The following is a 22306-nucleotide window of genomic DNA, read 5'->3' on the forward strand; positions in this document are numbered from 1 at the left end:
GTGGGTTGCACTCGTCACATTGTCAGGAATGGTTCACCCTTTGAAACCAGCCCTGCTCATCTTTGCCGCAATCCCCTGGACATGGCTGAATCCACAGCTCTTCAGCCTGGATCACCGCCAGCATGAACTTCATGCAAAGCTGGCAGCACTCCCCGCTCTTCCCCCACCCCAACCTCAAGAGCACGCCGGATTCCACAGCGGCCTTGCACCCCACGCCGACTCTATCCGCTGGGTTCAAATCGATCTCGGCGCCGAATACTCATTGGATGAGGTCGTCGTCATCCCCGCCATGCTTGGCGTGGCGGAAGCCTACGGCTTCCCCCGCCGCTTCCGCATCGATGCCTCCAACGACCCTCTTTTTGCGGAATCCGACACACTTTTGGACCAAACGTCCGGCGATGCCCTTCCATCCCTTGCCCCATGGCAAGTGGCAAAAAAAGGCATCAGAGCGCAACACATCCGCTTCACCGCCACCAAACTCGCCGCCCAACCCCACCAAACCAAGCGCTTCATCTTCTGCCTCGGCGAACTCCTGGTCTTCAGCGGCGGCCGCAACGTCGCCCTCCATGCCCAGGTGCTGGCCCCCAATTCCGTCGAAACCCTCCCCACCTGGTCCCCCCGTCATCTCGTCGATGGCGCTTACGCACTGGGTCTACCAGTGCATCCTGATGAAATCAACGGCAACGGCTGGCACAGCGGCATCTCCACCACCGCCGAAACCACCAAATGGGTGCAGGCAGATCTGGGCGCACCGCATGCCATCCAGGAAATCTGCCTCATCCCCGCCCACCCCCGCGACTACCCCGAACGCTTCGGGTTCGGTTTCCCCCGCCGCTTCAAAGTAGAAGCTGATGGCAAAACGATCTTCGACAGCACCACCGCCGACTTCCCCAATCCTGGAGACACCCCCGTTGCCTTTCCGTGCCCCGGCCTGTGCGCCCAGACCCTCCGTTGCACCGCCACGCAACTCTGGGAACGCAGCGGCGACTTTGTGTATGCGCTTGCAGAACTACAGGCCTTCGACGCAGGAAAAAACATCGTCCGTGAGGCCGTCATCACAAGTTCCGACGACACCATCACCCCCTCCTGGAGTCGTTCAGGCCTGATCGATGGCCGCAGCAGCTCCGGCGTTCTCCTCGATGAAGCCTCATGGCTCGCCGATCTCTCCCAACGCCGCCAGATCACCAATGAACTCGCCGTCTTGGAAACTCAGCGCAACGCAGCGCATGCCATCGCAAAAACACGCGCGGCATGGTTGGCTGGTGCCGTAGTTTGTCTTGCAATCCTCACCACCTGGCTGCTAGTCATGCGGTCACGCCGATCCCGCCGTCGCGAAATGGAATCCCTGCGCCACCGCATTTCCCGCGATCTCCACGACGAGATTGGCAGCCACCTCGGCAGCATCCGCCTCATGTCCGAGCTGGCCTTGCACGATGGCTCCGCATCCGAGTCCCTCGAAGAAATCCATCGCCTCGCCGGTGAAGCCGCCGAATCCATGCGCGGCATCATCTGGCTCGTTCGTGAGGGCGATGCACCGCCTCTGTCCAGCCTCGTCGAAGCCATGCGGCAAAGTGCCGGTGCGTTGTTGAAAGACATCGACTGGCAAATTGAGGCAACAGAAGGCAATTTAGCTACTGCCTCACTTGAATTCCACAGGCAGGTCTTCCTCCTCTTCCGCGAAGCCGCGCACAACATCGCCCGTCACGCGCATGCTGCGCAGGTGCGCATCGAAGTGCATTGGAAGGCAAAACACTTTCATCTACTTATCGAAGACAATGGCTGCGGCTTTGACGTCGCCGCCATCACCGCCGGCAATGGCCTCGCCAATCTTCAACACCGCGCCACAGTCCTCGGTGGAACTTTGCAGATCACCAGCAGGCCCGGCAGCGGCACCTGCATCACTTTGGAGGCCGATTTCTGATGAACACGCTTTGGATCGTTGAAGACCATGCTGCCTTTCGGCGCACGTTGGTGCGTGTCTTGAATGCCGAGGCTGACCTGAAATGCTCACACGACTTCGACTCCTGTGAAAAGCTCCTCGCCGCGCTCGCCAAGCCAGAAGCGCCCGATTTGATCCTCCTCGATGTTGGGCTGCCAGGCATGAGTGGTCTTGAGGGCATTCGCCTGATCAAAGAGCGTGCCCCCAAGACACTGGTCGTCATCCTCACCGTCTTCGAGGACGATGAAAAAGTCTTCCAGGCCATCTGTGCCGGAGCCGCCGGATACCTGCTCAAGACCAGCAGCGGTGCCGACATCACCCAGGCGGTACGGGACGCGCTTGCCGGCGGATCGCCGATGAATCCGCGCATCGCCCGTCGGGTGCTTGAGATGTTTTCCAAGTTCGCCCCGAAGCAGAACGATTATGGCTTGAGCGAACGGGAGAAGGAGATCTTACAGCTCATGACCACCGGACTCATCAAAAAAGAGATCGCCGACAGGCTTACGCTCAGTGTCCACACGGTCGATACTTACCTTCGACGCATCTACGAGAAACTGGCGGTAAATACGCGCACGGGAGCCGTGGCCAAGGCGCTGAAGGAAGGGTTGGTATGATGTCCCGCGCTCGCGTGGCATGAAAAGGCCGCTTGAGCGTCGTATGAATGATCCATGCGCCTCCTTGCTCTCATCATCTTCGCCGCCGTGCCTGCCTTCGCGGTCGATTTTGTCCGTGAGGTGAGGCCCATTTTCGAAAAGCACTGCTATGAGTGCCATGGCGCGAAAAAACAGAAGAACGACTACAGGCTCGACATCAAGGCAAGCGCTCTAACTGGTGGCGAGGATCATGCGCCGAACATTGTGCCGGGCAAAAGCTTGGAGAGCCCGCTGTTTCGTTTCGTGAGCGGCGCGGATGAGAAGATCGCGATGCCGCCGAAGGCAAAGCTCAGCAGCGCGGAGGTGGGTGTGTTGAAACGCTGGATTGATGAAGGGGCCGTGTGGCCGGAGGGTGTGGATGTGGCCAAGGTGGAGGACCGCCTGGACTGGTGGAGCTTTAAGCCGCTGGCGAAAAGGGATGGAAACATTGATGGCTTTATTCGTGCGAAGCTCGCGGAGCATGGCCTCAAGCCCGCGGAACAGGCAGACGCACGAACGCTGATCCGCCGCTTGTACTTTGATCTCACTGGTCTGCCGCCTTCTCCCGTGGAGATCGAGCGCTATGTGTTACTGCCGTATGAAAAGCTGGTGGATGATCTGCTGGCCTCACCGCGCTATGGCGAGCGCTGGGCACGGCATTGGCTGGACCTTGTGCACTACGGAGAAACGCACGGCTATGACAAGGACAAGCCGCGTATGAACGCCTGGCCGTACCGTGACTACGTCATTCGTGCGCTTAACAACGACAAGCCCTATGCGCGCTTCATTGAGGAGCAGATCGCGGGGGATGTGCTGCATCCCGGCAGCACGGATGGCATCACGGCGCTGGGGTTCATCGCCGCCGGGCCTTGGGATTACATCGGGCATGCGGAGGTGCCTGAGTCGAAGCTGGATGGCAAGATCGCGCGGCATCTGGACCGTGATGACATGGTGCAAAATACGATGGGTGCCTTTTGCTCGCTCACTGTCGGCTGCGCGCAATGCCACTACCACAAGTTCGATCCCATCTCGCAGGAGGACTATTATTCATTGCAGGCCGTGTTTGCTGCCATCGACCGCACGGAGGTGAACTACTATCCTGATGACGCTTCGATGCAGCGGTTCGTGGATTTGGAGCAGCAGAAGAAGAAAATGGCTGCCAGCATCAAGGCGCTGGAGGAGCCGCTGAAACAGAAGGCGGGGGAAGCTTACACGGCACTCAGCAAACGCATCGACGGAGCTGCCGACAAGGCGTCCAGCACGAACCCGAATGTGAAACCGGATTTTGGGTATCACAGCGCCATCGCGATGGATCAAAACACGGTGAAGTGGGTGCAGGTGGATCTTGGCAAGAGCGTGGAGATTCAGCGCATCGTGTTGAAGCCCTGCTACGATGACTTCGGGGGCATCGGCGGTGGCTTTGGTTTTCCGGTGCGTTTCAAGGTCGAGGCGAGTGATGATCCTGCTTTCAAAACTGGAGTGACGCTTATCTGGCGCAAGCACGACGCGACGTTCATGAATGACTTCAAGAATCCCGGCCTCACCCCCTTTGAAACGGGCACGGCGGGTGATGACGGCGCCATCGGTCGCTATGTGCGCGTCACGGCGGTGAAGCTGGCGGAGCGCAAGAATGACTACATTTTCGCGCTGTCCGAGATGGAGGTCTTTGCAGATAAAAACGGGCCGAACCTCGCCGCCGGGCGGCCTGTGACGGCGCTCGACAGCATCGAGGCCGCGCCGCGCTGGCAGAAAGAGAATCTCACGGACGGCATCGCGCCCGAGGTACGCACGCAGGAGGACAAGCAGCGACTCATCAAAGAGCGCGATGCACTCATGCTCGCCCAAGCGGATGCCGCGACATGCAAGCAGCTCAACGATGCACGCAAGCAGCGCGGGGTCATTGAAGCGGAGATCGCGAAGCTGCCGAAACCGGGCAAGGTGTATGCGGGTGCCATTCATACGGGTACGGGGAGCTTCAAAGGCACCGGTAACGAAGGCGGGAAGCCGCGGGTGATTCAGGTGCTGAAGCGCGGTGACATCAAACAGCCGGCGAAAGAAGTGGGGCCGCAGAGCATTGTGGCGCTCAGCGAAGCTTTTCATGATGAGTATCATCTTGCTGGTGAGAGCGAATCCGCCCGCCGCGCTGCTCTGGCGAAATGGATCACCGACAAGAACAATGTGCTCACGTGGCGCAGCATCGTGAACCGAGTGTGGCAGCATCATTTTGGGCGGGGGCTGGTCGATACTGCGAATGACTTTGGGCGCATGGGTGGCAGGCCGAGTCATCCTGAACTGCTGGACTGGCTGGCAGTTACTTTTCGTGATGATCTCGGTGGCAGCTTGAAGCGCCTGCACAAACTGATCGTGATGAGTGACACGTACCGGCAGTCGTCAGACAAGGCTGAGCCGGCGGATGCGAACAACGTCTTCCTCTCCCATCAAAACCGTCGCAAGCTGGATGCGGAATCAATTCGTGATTCCATCCTCGCCGTGAGCGGCAGGCTGGACCTCAGCATGGGCGGGCCGAGCTTTCAGGACTTCGTCATTGAGAAGCCGCAGCACAGTCCGCATTACGAGTATCAGCTGCATGACCCTGAAGATCCGAAATCCTGGCGGCGAAGCATCTATCGCTTCATTGTGCGTTCACAGCAGCAGCCCTTCATGACCACGCTTGACTGTGCCGATCCGTCGATGCGCGTGGAGAAGCGCAATGAATCGCTCAGCCCGCTGCAAGCGCTGGCCATGATGAACAACGGTCTTGTCGTCGCCATGGCGAAGCATTTTGCGGGGCGTGTGACGCGGGAAGCGCAAGGGCTTGAGGCTCAGATTCGGCATGCCTTTGTGCTGGCGCTTTCACGCAGTCCGACCAACGATGAAGTCGCGCCGCTGCTCGAGTATGCGAAGCACGAAGGTTTGGAGAACACCTGCCGCGTGATCTTGAACCTGAATGAATTCAGTTTTGTGGACTGAGCGGCAAAAATCCGCCATGCCACTTTTAGACCGACTCTCAAAAATCTTGTCACATTGCCCGGGCGGCGGAGAGGCCCCATTGGCTGCGTCGTGCGCTTGCCTGTTATTTCCAAATAGCAGGCGGCGCACTCTCCTTGCCACTGGGGCCGCTGCGCTCGCCGGATCAAAATGACAATCTTTTTGAGAACCGGTCTAGGAGTGACGGCACGCGCTGGCGGTTGAATTGTGCATGGAAGTGAAACATACGGTGCAGATGCTGCGTGATGCACATCCCTTAAATTCATGACCTGGTCTCAAAACTACGATCCACTCGGCAATCTTGTTCTCTCTTCCTGCATTGCGGCGGTGCCTGTGGTGGTGCTGCTGGGGCTGCTGGCCTTCTGGCATGTGCGGGCGCACATTGCAGCGTTCGCGGGACTGGTGGTGGCGCTGGTGATCGCGGTCACGGTGTTTCAGATGCCGGCCCAGCTGGCACTCACGGCGAGCGGTCTGGGGGCGGTGTTTGGTTTGTTCCCCATCGGGTGGATCGTGGTGAACGCGATTTTTATTTATCAGATCTCGGTCGAGACCGGGCAGTTTGAGTCTTTGAAGAAGCAGATTGCCGGGCTGGCGGGGGATCGCCGCATTCAGGCGCTGCTGATTGCTTTTGCCTTTGGTGCGTTCATTGAAGGATGCGCTGGGTTTGGCGCTCCGGTGGCGATCACGGGAGCGATGCTGATCGGCCTGGGTTTCAAACCGCTTGAAGCGGCCAAGCTTGCGCTCATTGGGAACACAGCGCCGGTGGCGTTTGGGTCGCTGGGGATTCCGCTCACAACACTGGCGGATGTGACCGGTCTGGATGTACATGTGCTGAGCTCCATTGTGGGGCTGCACCTCACGATTTTCTCGTTCATCGTTCCGTTCTGGCTGGTGGTGGCGCAGGTGGGCTGGCGGGGCATGGTGGAGGTCTGGCCTGCGTGCCTGGTGTGCGGTGGCAGCTTTGGGCTGGTGCAGTTTTTGGTTTCAAATTTTCACGGGCCCTGGCTGGTGGATATCGCTGCGGGACTGGTCTCGCTGGCTTCGATGGTGCTTCTGCTGCGTTTCTGGAAACCGAGCACAGCTGAGGAGAGGCAGGGGCCGAAGGAGAAGATCGAACGTCCGTTCCGCGCCTGGATACCGTGGGTCGCACTTTCCTTGTTTGTGGGATTCTGGACAACGCCGTTCGCCAAGGAGATGCTCAATGGTTATAAACCCGGCACCAAGGCAGTCAGCACCTGGCAGGCACCGATCATTCCTATCTCGCCGTTGCATCTGGCTGTGCAGAAAATGCCGCCAGTCGCGAAGAGTCCAGAGCCTGAAAAAGCGAACTTCACCTTTAACTACCTGTCCGCCACGGGCACCGCATTGCTGCTGGCAGGTCTCACCGCTGGAATGCTTCTTGGCAGAAGTCTCGTGTCACTGGTGAGGATTTATCTGCGCTGCCTGTGGCGCGTGCGGACTTCGATGCTGACCATCTCGCTCATGCTGGCGCTGGGTTATACCACACGCTATTCGGGCACCGATACGACGATGGGGCTGATGCTGGCGGGAACGGGCGTGCTGTTTCCATTTTTCTCGCCGCTGATCGGCTGGCTGGGGGTCGCGCTCACGGGCAGCGACACATCATCCAATGTGCTCTTTGGCAATCTTCAGCAGGTGACCGCGCAGCAGTTGCATTTATCGCCGTCGCTGATGGTCGCATCGAACAGCTCCGGTGGAGTGATGGGCAAGATGATCGATGCGCAGAGCATCGTGGTAGCCTCGGTCGCGACGGGTGGCCAGCCGGACAGTCCGGATGCGGGCACGGTGCTGCGAAGTGTGTTCTGGCACAGCATTGCGCTGGCCATTCTCATGGGCGTACTGGTGATGGTGCAGGCCTACTGGATGCCGTGGACGGTGGCTGGTGCCAGGTAAGGAGTGTCCGGCTACTTCGTGAACTTTTCATCCGTGAGCGTCTTCAAAAAGGCGACGAGCGCGGCCTTGTCCGCCGCGCTGAGGCGGATGCCGGTCGGCGGATGTTTGGCGAGGTTGGGATCCAGCGTGTCGGTGCGGCGGAGATTGTGATCGTAGTGGGCGATGACTTCTTCGAGCGTCTGGAAGCGGCCGTCATGCATGTAGGGCGCGGTGAGGGCGATGTTGCGCAGGCTGGGCGTTGAGAACTTGTAAAGATCCCGGTCATTCTGCGTGACGCGGTGGCGGCCCGTGTCTGATTCGACGGGGCTGAGGCCGTTGTTGTGAAACTGATGGTCGGTGAAGAGCGGGCCGCCGTGGCAGTGGAAGCAGTCGGCGCCGCGCTGCCCCATGCGCGGTTCGTATTCGGTCATGAAGAGTTCGAAGCCCCGTTTCTCTTCATCGGTGAGCTGCTCCTTCCCCTGCATGCTGCGATCGAATTTGGAGTCGAAAGAAGTGAGGGTCAGGAGATAGTTCTCAATGGCGAGGCCGATGCGTTCGGGCGTGATCTCGGTGCTGTCGAAGGCGCGGGCGAACTGCTCCTTGGATGTCTTCTCCAACTTGGCGACGACGTTTTCGAGCTTCTCATCCATTTCGAGATGATCCTGCACGGGCATGAGTGCCTGGGCGCGCAGCGAGGGTGCGCGGCCATCCCAGAAGAAGCTGGTCTTCCAGGCGAGATTGAAGAGCGGCATGGCATTGCGGGTGCCGATTCGGTCTTCGACGCCGGTGCTGAAACGACGCGAATCGGTGAAAGCACTGGTGCGTGTGTGGCAGCTCGCGCAGGAGAGCGTGCCATCGCGCGAGAAGGCGGTGTCGTTGAACAGACGCTCGCCGAGCGCGACGCGTTCTTCCAGCAACGGATTGTCCCGTGGCAGCGGCGGGATGGGAAAGTAGCGGCTCAGGGTGAAGCGATAGGCCACGGGCTTTTGCGGAAGGTAGAGAGGCTTGATGGGCGAGGGCCGCGCTATGTCGGGGATGCTGCTCGTAATGTGCTGAAGCTTGAATGCCGCAGGCAGATTGGCCTTGAGCGCGGCCACGACGGGATCTCCTGCGTGCGAGTGGGTGGAGAGGCCGTCTTTGACGAAGGAGAGCGGCTGTGGGCCGCTTAACAACGTGTGGAGGTCGAAGGTGAACGCGGCGCTGGCATCGGCGGTGAGATTGAAATCGCCGGTAAAGGTGAGTGCGGTGCGGTTGGGATCACGCGCGAGGTGATAGGAGAAGCCGCCGAGGGCCTGCCCGGGGACACGGAAGCTGCCTTCGAGCGCGAGAAAGATGTAACCGCCCTGCCAGCTCCAGTGCAGGCCGTTCAAGTTGGGGTTGAGCGGATGATCGGGCGCGTACTGTGCGGGAGAGGCGGCATTGGTTTTCGCATCCAGGCCCAGGTGGAGGCGCAGCGCCTGGTATTTGCCCGCAGGGATGTTTTCCAGCGCGGTGTCGAACCGGCGTTTTTCGGCATCGATCCACGCGATGTGACCCGGTGCCTCCCACCACGTACCGTCCGCTTTTTGCAAGGCAAAGCCGCTGAGCAGAAAACTGCAGCGCGTGACCGAGAAGGTTTCACCCGCCTGCGTGCTGTAACGCAGGGAATCGAGCAGCAGAGGCGCTTTCTCCGCCATCGGCATGAGGGTGAGATGCAGCGTGCTGGCCGCCGCGACGTGCACGAGGGCAAACAAGGCGCAAAAATGGATGCGAAACTGCATGGCGGAGATGAGAGAGTGGAATGCTGCGGCATGAAATCAGTTTTTGCACTGACGGGTTGTGAGAACTGCCCGCCTTCTCCCCCAGCCTCCTGAAGCGCAGGTTAGTTGATCGTCAGCGCACCTGTCATCGTGTATTTCGGGTTGGGATTGAAGGTGACCACGATGTCTTGCGCGCCCGTCGAAGCGTTGGCAGGGATCACAAAAGTGGCAGTTACCGTTCCCTGCGCCGGGCGTGAGATGCTGGTGCCGCTGATGCTTCCCGCCAGGGTCACGCTGGTGGGAATGAGATTGGCTGGCGGCTGTGGCGGCGTGGTGGGCAGCGTGATGGTCACGGTGACCGTGGTGCCTCGCGTCACTGTGCCGCCGGGAGCATTCGCAGTGCCATTGCCCGTCGTGCTCGTGGTGTAATCAAAGCCCGTGCTGTCAAAGCTAGCGAGCGCCGCAGCGCGGGTGATCCGGTAAAAGCGGCTGCTGTTTCCGGCACCACCCGTGTCCACGGTCTGCCCTTGATCATCACCGCTCAGCGTGCCGGCTGCCACGTTCGACCAAGTGCTGAGGTCAGTGCTGGCCTCTACCGTGTAGCTGCCACCCTCGATGCCGCTCCAGGTGATCGTGACATCGCTGCCGCCCACGGCTGGCGCATTCAGCACATCGGTTTTGTTCGGACCGCCGCTCCAGCTAGTCGTGACCGTCTCCGTGATGCTGGTGACTCCGCCGCCGGTGGGGCTGCCGTAATACTGGCGGCCTGTGGTGTAGGGATACTGGGGTGTACCGTCGGCATTGATCGGCGTGAAGTACGCCCAGGTGCCGGAGGGATATTCCGGTGTCACGCAGTAGCGCACGTTCTGCTCGTTCAGGTCAAAGTCGCGTACCGTCGATCCGGTCGTCTGCGTCTGGCCCAGGTCTCCGCGGTAGTCGAAATCTTCAATGTAGTGCCCCAGCGCGTAGGTGGTGTTCACGGCTGGCCCATATTGTGCGCTCGTCAGCGTGGTCTTGTTTTGGATGCGTTGCGCCCAAAGCGGCAGCACCTGCCGGACAGCGATGGCGGTCGTGCCGTTGGTGCCGTCCCGCAGCGTGAAGCCGGAGATCATGCGGCGCACACCGCTGGCGGCATTGGTCGGATCAGAGTAGCCATAGGGCCCGTAGATGGGCAGTCCGTCCGCCGCCCAGGCGAGAATGGGCGAGTGCTTCGTGACTGCCGCAGCGCTTTCCACGTAGCGGTTGGTGGCGGCGTTGTAGTCCACGTGATCGCCAAGCTGATAGCGCAGGCCGATGGGTTGCGCGTGGTAGTGGTAGTTGTTGCCCGCCTGATGCGCGAGCGCCGGATCAAACGTCACTCCTTCGTTGGCCCAGCCGTCGCGGTTCCAGATCCCGTCTCCGGTGAGTCCGTTGATCGGTGTGGCGTCTGTCGCGCTCGCATTCACATAGGAAAAGGCGTCCCGGCTGTCGAAAATGGACACGCCATTGACCGCGCGGCCCGTGGCGCCGAAACCCGTGCTCGTCTTGGTGACGGGAATCACCGGCGTGCGCGGGATGCGGTAGATCGTGGCCGTGTTGGAGGGGAAGTTGGGAAAGTTCTGCGTCTTCGACGAATCCAAATACCACGGCCCCATCATGTGGCTGGCCAGGCCGGTGGTACGGATGTACACCCAGGAGGTGGAATAGAGGATCTCGCTCACCCCCGCGTAGGTGGGGCTGCTTTGCGTGCCGGAACCCCGGCTCCAGGTGGTGGACTTTGTGCCGGCGCTTTCGGCGCTGGTGTCCTGGTAAAGACGGGCGTACTGCCCCGAGTCGGCCGTGTACCAAGAGGAGAGCTGCGGATCTGCATGCGCCGTGGTGGCGGCGAGCAGCAGGAGTGAAACAAGGCGCGTTGTCATGGTCGGGGAGGAGTTGATTGCTCAATCAAAGACCTCCGACATGAACCCCAACTCCCGGATGAGATGAATTTGCGTTTATTTTTTTGCATGCGCCGGACGGTGTTGGGGTTGGCCGCAGTAGATGGCCCGTCCTCGGCAATCCTGTCGCAGGGTCAGGGTTTCACATCGCGCAGATTGACCATGAGCAGGTGCCGCACGCGGGGTGGTTCGGCACCGCGATGAAAGCTCTGCACGGCGAGCTCGGTGCGCTGGTCCTCCATGGTGGCGCGCTCGTGCTGCCGGAGGTGCTCGGCCCAGGAGCCGACGAGGAAGGTTTCACGGTAGTGGGTGGGATCTTCCAAGTCTGCGAAGAGGGAGCAACGGAATGCACCGTCGCGCAGGCGGACCTCGCGCAGATGAAGCATGGCGGCGCGGAATGCGGGAGCTTCTTTGGGATCGATGTGATATTCGATGGTGATGAGGACCGGGCCGTCGCTGGGGGCGGGTTCGGTGGTCATCGCGCTGTGAGGCAGCATGTGGCCGGAAGGAGAGAGGTCCAGTTTTTCCACGTGACTGATGGGCAGCAGACGTGCGAGCAGAGCGCTGATGAGAAGGCAGCCTGCGGCTATCCCAAGAGTGATGGGTGCATTGAAGTGGCTGGTGAGCTGTCCCCAGGTCAGGGCACCGATGGCAAAGGCGCCCTGCATCACGACCAGATAAATGGCGGAGCTGCGGGCGCGCACCCAATTGGGGAACACACTTTGGGAGGCGACGCTGAAGGTGTTCATGCCGCTGATCCACGCCGCCCCTGTGACCATGAGGACGAGACCCATGGCGATCTTTCCAGGCACCAAAGCGAGGATGCCGGTCATTGCTGCGGAGACCACGCTGGCTCCGAACAGCACATGATCGAACGAAAAGCGCTCGCGTAGTTTGGGCAGCCACACCAGGGCCATGAGGATGGCACCGCCGCCGTAGCAGCCCATGAGGATGCCGAAATCTGCTGCGGCCCATTGGCGTGAATGCACGATGATGGGCAGCAGCACCACCGGAGCCACAGCGGCAAACATGTGAATGCCGCCACGGCAGAGGACGGCCTGCATGGAGCGTGCATGGCGCGCGTAGCGGATGGCGGCGGCCATGGCACCGAGCATCTGCTCCTGCTGGGCGCTGCGTGGAGTGGCGATGTAGTTGCCGGTGCACATCACCCCGATCACCGCGACAAAGGACAGGGCATTGAGCGCAAACACGGGTGCCGGGCCAAGTGCCGCGAGCAGCAGGCCGCCGAGGATGGGGCCGAGTGAGCGGGCGATGTTGAAGCCCACCCCATTGAGAGCAATGGCGGGAGAGAGTTGTTCGCGGCCCACGACTTCCGGGATCAGTGCCTGCCAGGCGGGCATGGTGAAGGCTGCGGCGACGCCGAGCTGAAAGGTGGCGAGAAGGAGCAGGGTCTGCGTGAGAGCGCCGTACCATGCCAGAAGCGCCATGCCGGCGGCGGTGAGCAGGGCACCGGTTTGCGCGATCAGGATCAAGCGCCGCCGGTCCACCAGATCTGCCAGTGCTCCGGCGGGCAGGGCCAGCAGGAAGAGCGGCAGGCTCGACATCGTCTGCATCAAGGACACGAGGTAGGGCGAACTCGTCATCGTGGTCATGGTCCAGACCGCCGCAGTGTCATTCATCGTGGTGCCGATGTTTGAGCCAATGCTGCCCAGCCACATGGCACGATAGACAGGATTGCGGAGCGGGGACCAGGCTGACATGTGTATGTAGCATAACGATTTTGGAGGGCCGTGCGACTGTGCAATTCGCTTCCCGCAGGGGCTGGCGCGAATGCGTGACAAGGGACTGCTGGCCAGCCGCGTATGATTGCCTACTGTCTTGTCATGTTTACCCGCCGCCAGCTTCTGCAAACCGCCGGACAAGGCTTCGGCGCGCTCGCGTTTCATTCGATGGCCAGCGCGGAGACTGCGCACCGATCCCAGGTGGTGGTGCCCAAGGCGAAGCGCGTGGTGCAGCTCTTCATGGGCGGAGCGGCGAGCCACATTGACCTCTTTGATTACAAGCCGGCGCTGATCAAGCACCACGGTGAAGACGCTGACTTTGGCGAGAAGGTGGAGGCGTTTCAAAACGGGCTCGGGCCATGGAAGAAACCGGTGTGGGACTTCAAACCCTATGGCCAGAGCGGTCGGATGTTGAGTGAGGCCGTGGCGCCACTCGGTGCTTGTGCGGATGACATGGCCTTTGTGCACAACATGGTGGGCAAGACAGGGGTGCATTCGCAGGGCACGCTGCTGCAGGCCACGGGATTCAATCTGCCGGGCTTTCCGGGTGTGGGCTGCTGGGTGAGCTACGCGCTGGGCTCCATCAGCGACAATCTGCCGACGTTTGTCGTGCTGCCGGATCATCGCGGATTCGCCTCAAACGGGCCGAAGAACTGGGACAGCGCGTTTTTGCCCTCGCAGCATGCGGGGACGATCATTTATCCCGGTGCGGAGACGCCCATCGCGGATCTGTTTCCGCACAAGGCCGGGCGCTACATCAGTGCGAAGGCCGACCGCGAGGGATTTGCGCTGCTGGAGCAGCTCAATCGCAAACACATGGCCGCGCATCCGGAAGACTCGCGTCTGGAAAGCCGCATTCAGAGCTATGAACTTGCCGCGAAGATGCAGCTCGCTGCGCCGGAGGCTTTGGATATCTCGAAAGAGTCTGACGCGATGAAGGCGATGTACGGCATTCAGGAGCATCGCAAAGTCTGGCCCACGGAAATCAATCCCGAAGAAGAGGCCGACTACATGGGCCGCAAGTGCCTGGCCGCGCGCCGTCTGCTGGAGCGCGGCGTGCGCTTTGTGCAAATCTGGAGCGGCAATGACAATGGCTTTCCCCGCCGCAACTGGGACAGCCACGAAGATGTGGAGCGCGACCACGGCCCGCTCGCCTGGGGCATGGCGAAGGCGGTGTCAGCGCTGATTCTTGATTTGAAACAGCGTGGTTTGCTCGATGACACGATCATTCTTTGGACCACGGAGTTTGGCCGCATGCCCAGCACGCAGGGCGGTAAAGGCCGCGATCACAATCCTTATGTGTTTACCAACTGGCTCTGCGGCGGTGGGATCCAGGGCGGCGTCACTGCTGGTGAGAGTGACCAGTGGGGGTACAAGCCACTGGATCGCGCGAACCCTACCACCTGCTACGACATCCATGCCACGATGATGCACCTATTGGGCATTGATCACACGCAGCTCACTGTCCGGCACAATGGCATTGATCGGCGGCTGACGGATGTACATGGTCAGGTAATCCGGGGGCTGGTGGGCTAAAACAGGATGTTATCCACGAAGCGCTGCACGTGCTGGGGTTGCTTTCGGTGCTTCCTTGTCACTGCAACGACATCGCGCTCAAAGCGTTCGGGGAAGGGTAGGGTGACGATGGATTCTTTTCTCCGATAGAGAGCGAGAGCCCGACGAGGGACGAAGGCGAGGCCAAAGCCGGAGGCGACGAGATTGATGATGAGGTCGAAGCTGTCCAGCTCCATCGTGGGCTGGAGGTCGAGGTGCTGGCGTTTCATCCAACGACGGAGGTTTTTGCCGGTTTGTGTGCTTGAGTCGATGAGAAGCCAGGGTTGCTGTGACATCCAGAGCCGTAGCCGTTCGGCTCCTTTGACGGGTGCTTTGGCTGCCATGGTGGCAGGCGCGATCAATTCAAAGGCGTCTTTGAAACGATGGGTGACCTTGATGGAGTCTGGCAGAGGTGAGGGCGGGCAGATGACGCCGACGTCAATCTCGCCAGCATCCAATGCAGTGAGGATGGAAGTGCTGGTGTTGTAGCTGACGCGGCATACGACTTCGGGATGTCGCTGGTGATTGGCATGAAAGAGACCGGGCATATGGGCCATCGCCAGGGTGCGCGAAACGCTGACACGAACTTCGGGACGGATGGAGCCAAACTCTGCCTGCAATCCGTCCAGCGCCGAGGCAACACCGCCAATGAGGCGTGCGGCTTCAGCAGCGAGGAAGAGCCCGGCTTCGGTGATTTCGACAGACCGTGTGGTGCGGTTGATCAGTGCCAGGCCGAGGCGCTCCTCCAGAGACTGCATCTGCCGCGTGAGTGCGCTTTGCGACAGACCGGCCTCGCGTGCGGCTCGCGTGAAACTGCGGTGCTTCACGACGAGGTGAAAGAGGTGCAGGGCGTAGAGGTCGAAGGGTTTTCTGGCCAGGTATTGTTGCATCATATGCAATAATACCTATATTTAATGCATTTCACGCAATTGTTTCGATGTGCGAAGGGCTGGGCGCGGACAACCCCGCCTTATCCATGCCCAACATTGAAGACCGTCTCCCTCAAAACGCCCCTGGCCGTTTTTACGTCGATAATACCTGCATCGACTGTGACCTTTGCCGCGACCACGCGCCGGATTTTTTCCGCCGCGATGATGACATCGGCCAAAGCATTGTTTTCCGTCAGCCCGTGACAGATTCAGAGATACAACTCTGCGTGGAAGCACTGGAGGGCTGCCCCACCGAATCCATTGGGCAGATCATTCAGTTACGAAATACAGGATCTGTTTGAGAGCTTGCATCTCACACTCCGTAATGACGTCATGCACAAGCTCCTCATTCTCCTTTCATTGCTGGCGCTCCCGGCCTTCGGCGAACCACTGCGACTCGCAACGTTCCGTGCCGATGTCACACCACCTGTCGGTGCGCCGTTGTGTGGTGGGCTGGTGAAGCCGGTGGTGGGGGTGAGTGAGCCGTTGCTGGCGTTGGGGGTGGTGATTTTGAGTGATGACAAGCCGGTGGTGCTGTGTGCGGTGGACTGGTGTGAGATTCGCGCGGGGGATCATGTGCACTGGAGGGAGGTGCTGGCGCAGGCGGCGGGGACGACGCCGGAGCGCGTGGCGGTGCAGAGTCTGCATCAGCACAATGCGCCGATTGGCGATGCGGCGGCGCACCGGTTGCTGGCGGGTTTTGCTTCGCCGCCGAGTGTGATTGACATTGAATGGGCCGAGCGGGCGTTGAAGGGCGTTGCGGCGAGCCTTGAGGCGGCGCTGAAGAAGGCTGAGCCGGTGACGCACATGGCGCATGGCGAGGCGGCGGTGGAGCATGTGGCCTCGAATCGCCGCATCATGGGCGACGATGGGAAGGTGGCGAAGATGCGGCTGAGCTCGACCAAGGATGCGGCGCTGCGGGAACTGCCGGAAGGGGTGGTCGATCCGCTGCTGAAGACGATCAGCTTTTGGAACGGCGAGAAGAAGCTGGCGGTGCTGCACTACTACGCGACGCATCCCATGAGCTACTATGGCGATGGCATGGTGACGTATGACTTCGTGGGCACTGCACGTGAGCGGCGCACGCAGGATGATGGTGTGCCGCATCTGTATTTCACCGGCTGTGGCGGCAACATCGGGGCAGGCAAATACAATGACGCCAGCAAGGAGGCCCGGGCGAGACTGGGGGAGAACATTCATGCGGCGATGGTGAAGTCCGAGCAGCAGATGAAACGCGTGCCTCTGACGAAGATCGAATGGCGCGCGCGTCCCGTGGTGCTGAAAGCGAATCCCGAGTTTCCGGAAGAGCGCATGCTGAAGGTGTGTGAGAACGCGATGGCTGTGGCCTCGACGCGCATCAGTGCCGCGTTTCGTGTGGGCTTTGCCCGCCAGAGTGCTGCGGGTGTACCGATTCAGTTTACGAGCCTGCATCTTGGAGATGACGTGTGCCTCCTGCACCTGCCGGGCGAGACTTTCATCGAGTATCAGCTTTTTGCGCAGCAGCAGCGGCCCGGCGGATTTGTCGCCACGGCGAGTTATGGGGACGGCGGGCCGGGGTACATCCCGCTGGAAAAATCCTTCGCCGAAGGAGGCTATGAGCCGACGCAGGCCTTTGCGGCGCCGGAGTCAGAAAAGGTGATGCGGGAGACGATTGTCGAGCTGCTCCGTACGAAGTGACAGGTTGCGATGAGCTTCAGCCCTGAAGCGTCCAGCGTCCGAGCTCCTGGAAAGTCTTTCTTTTCATGATGGCCTTGAGCAGGACGATTTCGTGCACCGTCCAGATCACGGGTTCCACATATTCTTCTTTAACGATGGCATCATCGTACAGCAGCGTGACATGCGGCGTAAAGTGTCCGGCTGGCTTGCCCATTTCGCGTTTCAATCGGGAGGCGAAAGCTCTCAAGGCTTCATTGCCTTCGCGGTCTGCGAGGACACAGGGACAATTGGATTTTTTCTCCGAGAAGCTTTTCACCCGGTCAAAGCGCACCTCAAATGGAATGACGCCCTTCACCACTTTGGCCGCGACCATTTGAGCCATTTGGACGGAGCGCTCCAATGCAGGTGGGGCATGATCGAAAGTATGCAGGGTGACATGGAAGCGCCCCGTGGGGCGGGGAGCACCCTTGAGCCCGTGTCTGGCCCTCACCTCGCACGCGCAGCGGGCGATCTGCTCAGCAGCCACCTGATCAGGAAGGATGGCCAAAAACACGCTGGTGACCGGCTGCTCTTCAAGGGCGGCGGGCATGTCGGAAAATAGGAACTGGTCGTTCATGGACAGGGCGGACGAAGGAGCGGGACACTCAGCGAGTCTGATGACAATTCAATGCGCGATGATATTCGCAGTCCGCCTTTGTGTATTGCAGTCCGCTTGAGCATGGTGTCGATTTGGAGTTCTTCCTCCCATGATCCTCGACACTCTTGAAAACTCCGCCCGCTACGAATCCCTGAATTCGCGTTTTGCCAAGGCCTTTGCCTACCTCCGTACGGTGGACGGCACACAGCCGCTGGGGCGGTTTGATCTCGATGGGGATCACTGCTTTGCGCTGGTGCAGACGTATGAGACGAAGCCGATGGAGAAGGCGAAGTTTGAGGCGCATCGGAAGTACATCGATGTGCAGTTCATCTACAGCGGTCGGGAAACCATCCTGTGGGCCCCGCTTGCGGCGATGCAGGAGGAGACGATGGCCTACAACGAGGAAAAAGAGGCCGCGCTGTGGAAACTGATCCCCGATGTGACCCCGCTGCACATGAGTGGCGGTCATTTTGCTATTCTTTACCCGGAGGATGCGCATGCGCCCTGCATCGAGTGGGAAAAACCAGAGCAGGTGTTCAAAGTGGTGATCAAAGTGGCGGTGGAGTAATCCGGCCGCAAAAACGGGCGTACTGGGGGCGTAGGTTTATTACCCCCTGATGAAGCTGACGCCTGCTGTTCTTTTTTGCTCCCTCGCCGTGACCGTTCGCGGCGCGGACCGCATGCTCACGTTTGAAAAAGACGTGCGACCGCTATTGAAGACTCATTGCACGCATTGCCATGGGGAGGAAGAGAAGCCGGAGGGCGGGGTGGATCTGCGGCTGCGGCGCTTCATGGACGTGAAACTCGATGATGAGAAGCACGTCATTGTGGCGGGGCAGCCAGCGCAGAGTGAACTGGTGCGTCTGATCAAAAGCGGAGAAATGCCGAAGAAGGGCAAACCGATGTCCGAGGCGGAACTGGCGATCATTGAGCAATGGATCGCCCAAGGGGCCAAGACCGCGAGGCCTGAGCCGCTGGCGCTCGCTCCAGGACCGATGATTTCAGACGATGACCGCGAGTACTGGGCCTTTCAGCCGGTGAAACGCCCCATGGTGCCTGCTCAGGTGGATGTGAAGCAGGTGCGCACGCCGGTGGATGCCTTCCTGCTGAAGTCGATGGGTGACAAGGGACTCACCTTTGCGCCCGAGGCTGACCGCCGAACTTTGATTCGCCGTGTGTCGCTGGATCTCACCGGACTGCTGCCGACGCCGGAGGAGGTGGAGGCCTTTGTGAGTGACAAATCACCGCTGGCCTATGAGCAGCTGGTGGAGCGCCTGCTGGCCTCGAAAAACTACGGCGAGCGCTGGGCTCGGCATTGGCTGGATGTGGTGGGTTACGCGGACTCCAACGGCTATTCGGAGGCTGACTCGGTGCGGCCCCAGGCGTGGCGTTATCGGGATTACGTGATTCGTGCGATGAACACGGACAAACCGTGGAGTGAATTCATTCAGGAGCAGCTGGCGGGGGACGAACTCGCCGGAGCGACGCATGCAGACTTCCAGCAGGCTGTGCTGGATCCGCAGAGGACTGATCAGCTCATTGCCACTGCGTTCCTGCGCATGGCGCCTGATGGCACGGGCGATGCGCCTGATGATGCGAAGCTCGCGAAAAATCAGGTCATTGCCGAACAGATGAAAGTCACGACTTCGTCGCTCATGGGCATGACTGTGGCCTGTGCTCAGTGCCACGATCACCGCTATGATCCGATCACTCAGGCCGACTATTACCGGCTGCGCGCGGTGTTTGATCCGGCCTACAACTGGGAGGCATGGCGGGCACCTGCGCAGAGGCTGTACTCACTTTACACTCCTGAAGAGCGCGCCAAGGCGGCGGAGATTGAAGTCAAAGCCAAGGAGATCGAGGTCGAGGCGCGGGCGATGAGCAAAAAGTTCCTCGATGAGATTTTCGAAGTCGAGATCAAGAAGGTGCCCGAGCCTGAGCAGGCGGCCTTCCGCGTCGCCCGTGACACGCCGGTCGCCAAGCAGACCCCTGAGCAGAAGACGCTCATCAAAAAGTATCCCTCCGCGCTGGCGACCTACTCACTCGATCTCTACGACAAGAAGAAGCAGGACATCGTGGATGCGAAGATGGCCGAGGCCAAAAAGCTGCGTGAGACGAAGCCGGTGGAAGGCTTTGTGATGGCGCTGACGGAAGTGAAGGGACAGGTGCCCGTGACCAAGCTTTTCAATCGTGGAGATCATGATCAGCCGAAGCAGGCTCTGACTCCCGGTGAGCTGAGCATCCTGGCCAGTCCACAGATTGAGCCTTTCAAACCGGTGCCGGTGAGCAGCGGGTCCAGCGGGCGTCGTCTCGCTTATGCGCAATGGCTCACCAGCGGCAAACATCCGCTGACAGCGAGGGTGCTGGTGAATCGTTTTTGGATGAACCACATGGGGCGTGGCATCGTGAACACTCCGGGTGATTTTGGCCGCCAGGGCGAACTGCCCACGCATCCGGAGCTGCTCGACTACCTCGCTGATGAGTTTGTGAAGAGCGGCTGGAAGCTAAAATCACTGCATCGCCTCATCATGCTGAGCAGTGCCTACCGGCAGTCTTCGGTGAACAACGCTTCGTTGCACAGCGATCCTGAGAACAAGCTCTACGCGCGCTTCAAACTGCGTCGTCTGGATGCCGAGACATTGCGCGACTCCTTGCTGGCCGTGACCGGCACGCTGGTGCAGTCGAGCTATGGTCCGCCGAGTGGCATTGGTCGTGATCCGCAGGGCCGTGTGGTCACCGGCATCGACAAGGGCACGATCACACTTAACAAGGTGGATCCCGGTGGTGCAGACGACTATCGCCGCTCCATCTATGTGCAGGTGCGCCGCAGCAAGCCCGTCACCGTGCTCGACACCTTTGACGCCCCCGTCATGACGCCGAACTGCGAACTGCGCGCGCAGACCACCGTGGCCCCGCAGTCACTGTTGCTCATGAACGACACCTTCGTGCTCGACAGCTCGCTCCGCCTTGCTGACCGCCTGGAGGCTGCGGCCCCTGGCAATCGCACGGAGCAGATCAAGCGCGCCTGGGAACTGCTCTTTGGCAAACCAGCGACGCAGGCTGATGTCGTCCGAGGCATCGCCTATCTCGATGAGCAGACCAAGGCGCTTGCCCAGTATCACCACGACATTCAGCATCCGAAAGGTGTCGTGCCCAATCCACCGCAGGAAGCCATGGCCAGCCTCTGCCAGATCCTTTGCAGCTCAAACCGCTTCCTCTACGTCGAATAATGAACCGCCCCCAGCTCTGCTCCCGCCGTCACTTCCTGCATGCCAATGGCTACAGCCTTGGCACGCTGGCACTCGCCTCGTTGCTTGAGAAGGATGGTCTGCTGGCCGCTCCCGTGAAGCCCGAGAGCATCACGGGTGAGATGCGCTACGATCTGCATCCGAAGAAGCCGCACTTTGAGCCGCAGGCGAAGGCGATGATTTCGATGTTCATGATGGGCGGGCCGTCGCAGATGGACCTGTTTGATCCGAAGCCGATGCTCACGAAGTACGACGGGCAGAAGTTTCCCGGTGAGATCAAGTACGACAACCTCGCGCAGGCTTCATCGAAATGCTTTGGCTCGCCATGGAAGTTTGCGAAGCATGGCGAGTGCGGCATGGAGATCAGCGAGCTGCTGCCGAATCTGAGCAAGGTGGTGGATGAGATCACGCTGATCCGCTCGATGACTTCCGGAGTGAGCAATCACGCGCAGGGTCTCTATGCGATGAACGGGGGACGCATCACCGCGGGTCGCCCGGCGCTGGGTTCGTGGCTGACCTACGGTCTCGGCAGCGAGACGGATGAACTGCCCGCCTACATGGTGCTCTCGCATCCCGGCGGTCTGCCCACTTTCAGTGGTGAGCATTTCACCAATGGCTGGCTGCCTTCGCTGTTTCAGGGCACGCTGGTGCGCGCCACCGAGCCGCGCATTTTGAATCTCGATCCGCCGCCCTCGCTGGCCGGTACGCCGCAGCAGCGGCAGCTTGATTTGCTGAAGGCCTTCAATGAGGACCATCTCGCCCTGCATCCCGGCGAGCTCGATCTGCAGGCGCGTATTTCCAGCTATGAGCTCGCGGCGAAAATGCAGGTCGCCGCGAAAGAGGCGCTCGATATTTCGAAAGAGCCTGAGTACGTCAAAAAACTCTACGGCGTCGATAATCCAATCACCAAAGATTACGCCACACGTTGCATCATCGCGCGTCGTCTCGTCGAGCGCGGTGTGCGCTACGTGCAGGTGCTGAATGCGGGCCAGTCATGGGACCAGCATGGTTCGCTCATCACGGCGCTGCCCAAGAACTGCCAGGCCACCGATCAGCCGAGCGCTGCGCTGCTCATTGACCTCAAGCAGCGCGGTCTGCTTGATTCTACTGTTGTTCACTGGGGCGGCGAAATGGGCCGTCTGCCTGTGCTGCAAAATGATGCGGGCCGCGACAAGTGGGGCCGTGACCACAACACCTACGGCTTCAGCATGTGGATGGCCGGCGGCGGATTCAAGAAAGGCTATGTGCACGGCGAGACGGACGAATTTGGCCACAAGGCTGTCATCGATGAAGTGAAGCACTTCGACTACCACGCCACGCTGCTGAAGACCTTCGGCCTCGACCACACCAAGCTGACCTACAAGCGCAACGGCCTCGCCGCATCGCTCACGGACAACCAGGGTGCCAAGGTGGTGGATGAGCTGCTGGCCTAA

Annotated in this window: 15 protein-coding genes; 10 read left to right on the forward strand and 5 right to left on the reverse strand. The window is 60.3% G+C overall.

What is annotated here, in order from left to right:
• Positions 1 to 40: 40 nt before the first annotated feature.
• From AC24GY_RS06780 to AC24GY_RS06795, 4 genes are all read left to right on the forward strand, one after another.
• Positions 41 to 1921 carry a histidine kinase gene (locus AC24GY_RS06780; RefSeq protein WP_487681416.1) on the forward strand — a complete coding sequence of 627 codons (1881 nt, stop codon included), beginning with the start codon at positions 41 to 43 and terminating at the stop codon, positions 1919 to 1921.
• Positions 1921 to 2553: a response regulator gene (locus tag AC24GY_RS06785; RefSeq protein ID WP_487681418.1), complete on the forward strand. Its 633-nt coding sequence runs from the start codon at positions 1921 to 1923 to the stop codon at positions 2551 to 2553. Before AC24GY_RS06780 ends, AC24GY_RS06785 begins: the two co-directional genes overlap by 1 nt.
• A gap of 54 nt (positions 2554 to 2607) precedes the next feature.
• The gene (locus AC24GY_RS06790; RefSeq protein WP_487681420.1) at positions 2608 to 5541 is read left to right on the forward strand and encodes a DUF1553 domain-containing protein; all 2934 of its coding nucleotides are present in this window, start codon (positions 2608 to 2610) and stop codon (positions 5539 to 5541) included.
• Between the two features lie 282 nt (positions 5542 to 5823).
• Positions 5824 to 7473 (forward strand): L-lactate permease, encoded by a 1650-nt coding sequence (locus AC24GY_RS06795; RefSeq protein WP_487681422.1) that lies wholly within the window; start codon positions 5824 to 5826, stop codon positions 7471 to 7473.
• Between the two features lie 11 nt (positions 7474 to 7484).
• On the opposite strand, the gene AC24GY_RS06800 is transcribed toward AC24GY_RS06795, so the two are convergent.
• The 3 genes from AC24GY_RS06800 to AC24GY_RS06810 all read right to left on the reverse strand — a co-directional run bounded on the left by AC24GY_RS06800 (position 7485) and on the right by AC24GY_RS06810 (position 12828).
• Positions 7485 to 9212: an MbnP family protein gene (locus AC24GY_RS06800; RefSeq protein ID WP_487681424.1), complete on the reverse strand. Its 1728-nt coding sequence runs from the start codon at positions 9210 to 9212 to the stop codon at positions 7485 to 7487.
• 101 nt (positions 9213 to 9313) lie between these two features.
• A complete protein-coding gene (locus AC24GY_RS06805) occupies positions 9314 to 11089 on the reverse strand; it encodes a YHYH protein (protein WP_487681426.1) in 1776 nt (591 codons plus the stop codon).
• 152 nt (positions 11090 to 11241) lie between these two features.
• Positions 11242 to 12828 carry an MFS transporter gene (locus tag AC24GY_RS06810; RefSeq protein WP_487681428.1) on the reverse strand — a complete coding sequence of 529 codons (1587 nt, stop codon included), beginning with the start codon at positions 12826 to 12828 and terminating at the stop codon, positions 11242 to 11244.
• Positions 12829 to 12951: 123 nt separating this feature from the next.
• Between AC24GY_RS06810 and AC24GY_RS06815 the strand changes: the two genes are divergently transcribed.
• Entirely contained in the window at positions 12952 to 14385 is a 1434-nt protein-coding gene (locus tag AC24GY_RS06815; protein ID WP_487681430.1) for a DUF1501 domain-containing protein, read from the forward strand.
• Here the strand turns inward: AC24GY_RS06815 and AC24GY_RS06820 are convergent.
• Positions 14382 to 15296, reverse strand: coding sequence for a LysR family transcriptional regulator (locus AC24GY_RS06820; protein ID WP_487681431.1), 915 nt, complete (start codon positions 15294 to 15296; stop codon positions 14382 to 14384). The genes AC24GY_RS06815 and AC24GY_RS06820 overlap by 4 nt on opposite strands.
• 83 nt (positions 15297 to 15379) lie before the next feature.
• Between AC24GY_RS06820 and AC24GY_RS06825 the strand changes: the two genes are divergently transcribed.
• Both AC24GY_RS06825 and AC24GY_RS06830 read left to right on the forward strand, forming a co-directional pair.
• Positions 15380 to 15634, forward strand: coding sequence for a ferredoxin (locus tag AC24GY_RS06825; protein ID WP_487681433.1), 255 nt, complete (start codon positions 15380 to 15382; stop codon positions 15632 to 15634).
• 31 nt (positions 15635 to 15665) lie between these two features.
• Positions 15666 to 17009 carry a hypothetical protein gene (locus tag AC24GY_RS06830; RefSeq protein ID WP_487681435.1) on the forward strand — a complete coding sequence of 448 codons (1344 nt, stop codon included), beginning with the start codon at positions 15666 to 15668 and terminating at the stop codon, positions 17007 to 17009.
• A 16-nt stretch (positions 17010 to 17025) separates the two neighbouring features.
• Here the strand turns inward: AC24GY_RS06830 and AC24GY_RS06835 are convergent, their stop codons facing one another.
• Entirely contained in the window at positions 17026 to 17604 is a 579-nt protein-coding gene (locus AC24GY_RS06835) for a 2'-5' RNA ligase family protein (RefSeq protein ID WP_487681437.1), read from the reverse strand.
• Positions 17605 to 17734: 130 nt separating this feature from the next.
• Between AC24GY_RS06835 and AC24GY_RS06840 the strand changes: the two genes are divergently transcribed.
• From AC24GY_RS06840 to AC24GY_RS06850, 3 genes are read left to right on the forward strand one after another with little or no spacing between them, the layout of a single operon-like run.
• Positions 17735 to 18193 carry a NanQ anomerase/TabA/YiaL family protein gene (locus tag AC24GY_RS06840; protein ID WP_487681439.1) on the forward strand — a complete coding sequence of 153 codons (459 nt, stop codon included), beginning with the start codon at positions 17735 to 17737 and terminating at the stop codon, positions 18191 to 18193.
• A gap of 49 nt (positions 18194 to 18242) precedes the next feature.
• Positions 18243 to 20855 (forward strand): PSD1 and planctomycete cytochrome C domain-containing protein, encoded by a 2613-nt coding sequence (locus AC24GY_RS06845; RefSeq protein ID WP_487681441.1) that lies wholly within the window; start codon positions 18243 to 18245, stop codon positions 20853 to 20855.
• Positions 20855 to 22306 carry a DUF1501 domain-containing protein gene (locus tag AC24GY_RS06850; RefSeq protein ID WP_487681443.1) on the forward strand — a complete coding sequence of 484 codons (1452 nt, stop codon included), beginning with the start codon at positions 20855 to 20857 and terminating at the stop codon, positions 22304 to 22306. The genes AC24GY_RS06845 and AC24GY_RS06850 overlap by 1 nt, the downstream gene beginning before the upstream one ends.

The sequence above is a fragment of the Prosthecobacter sp. Pr1 genome (assembly GCF_057652315.1).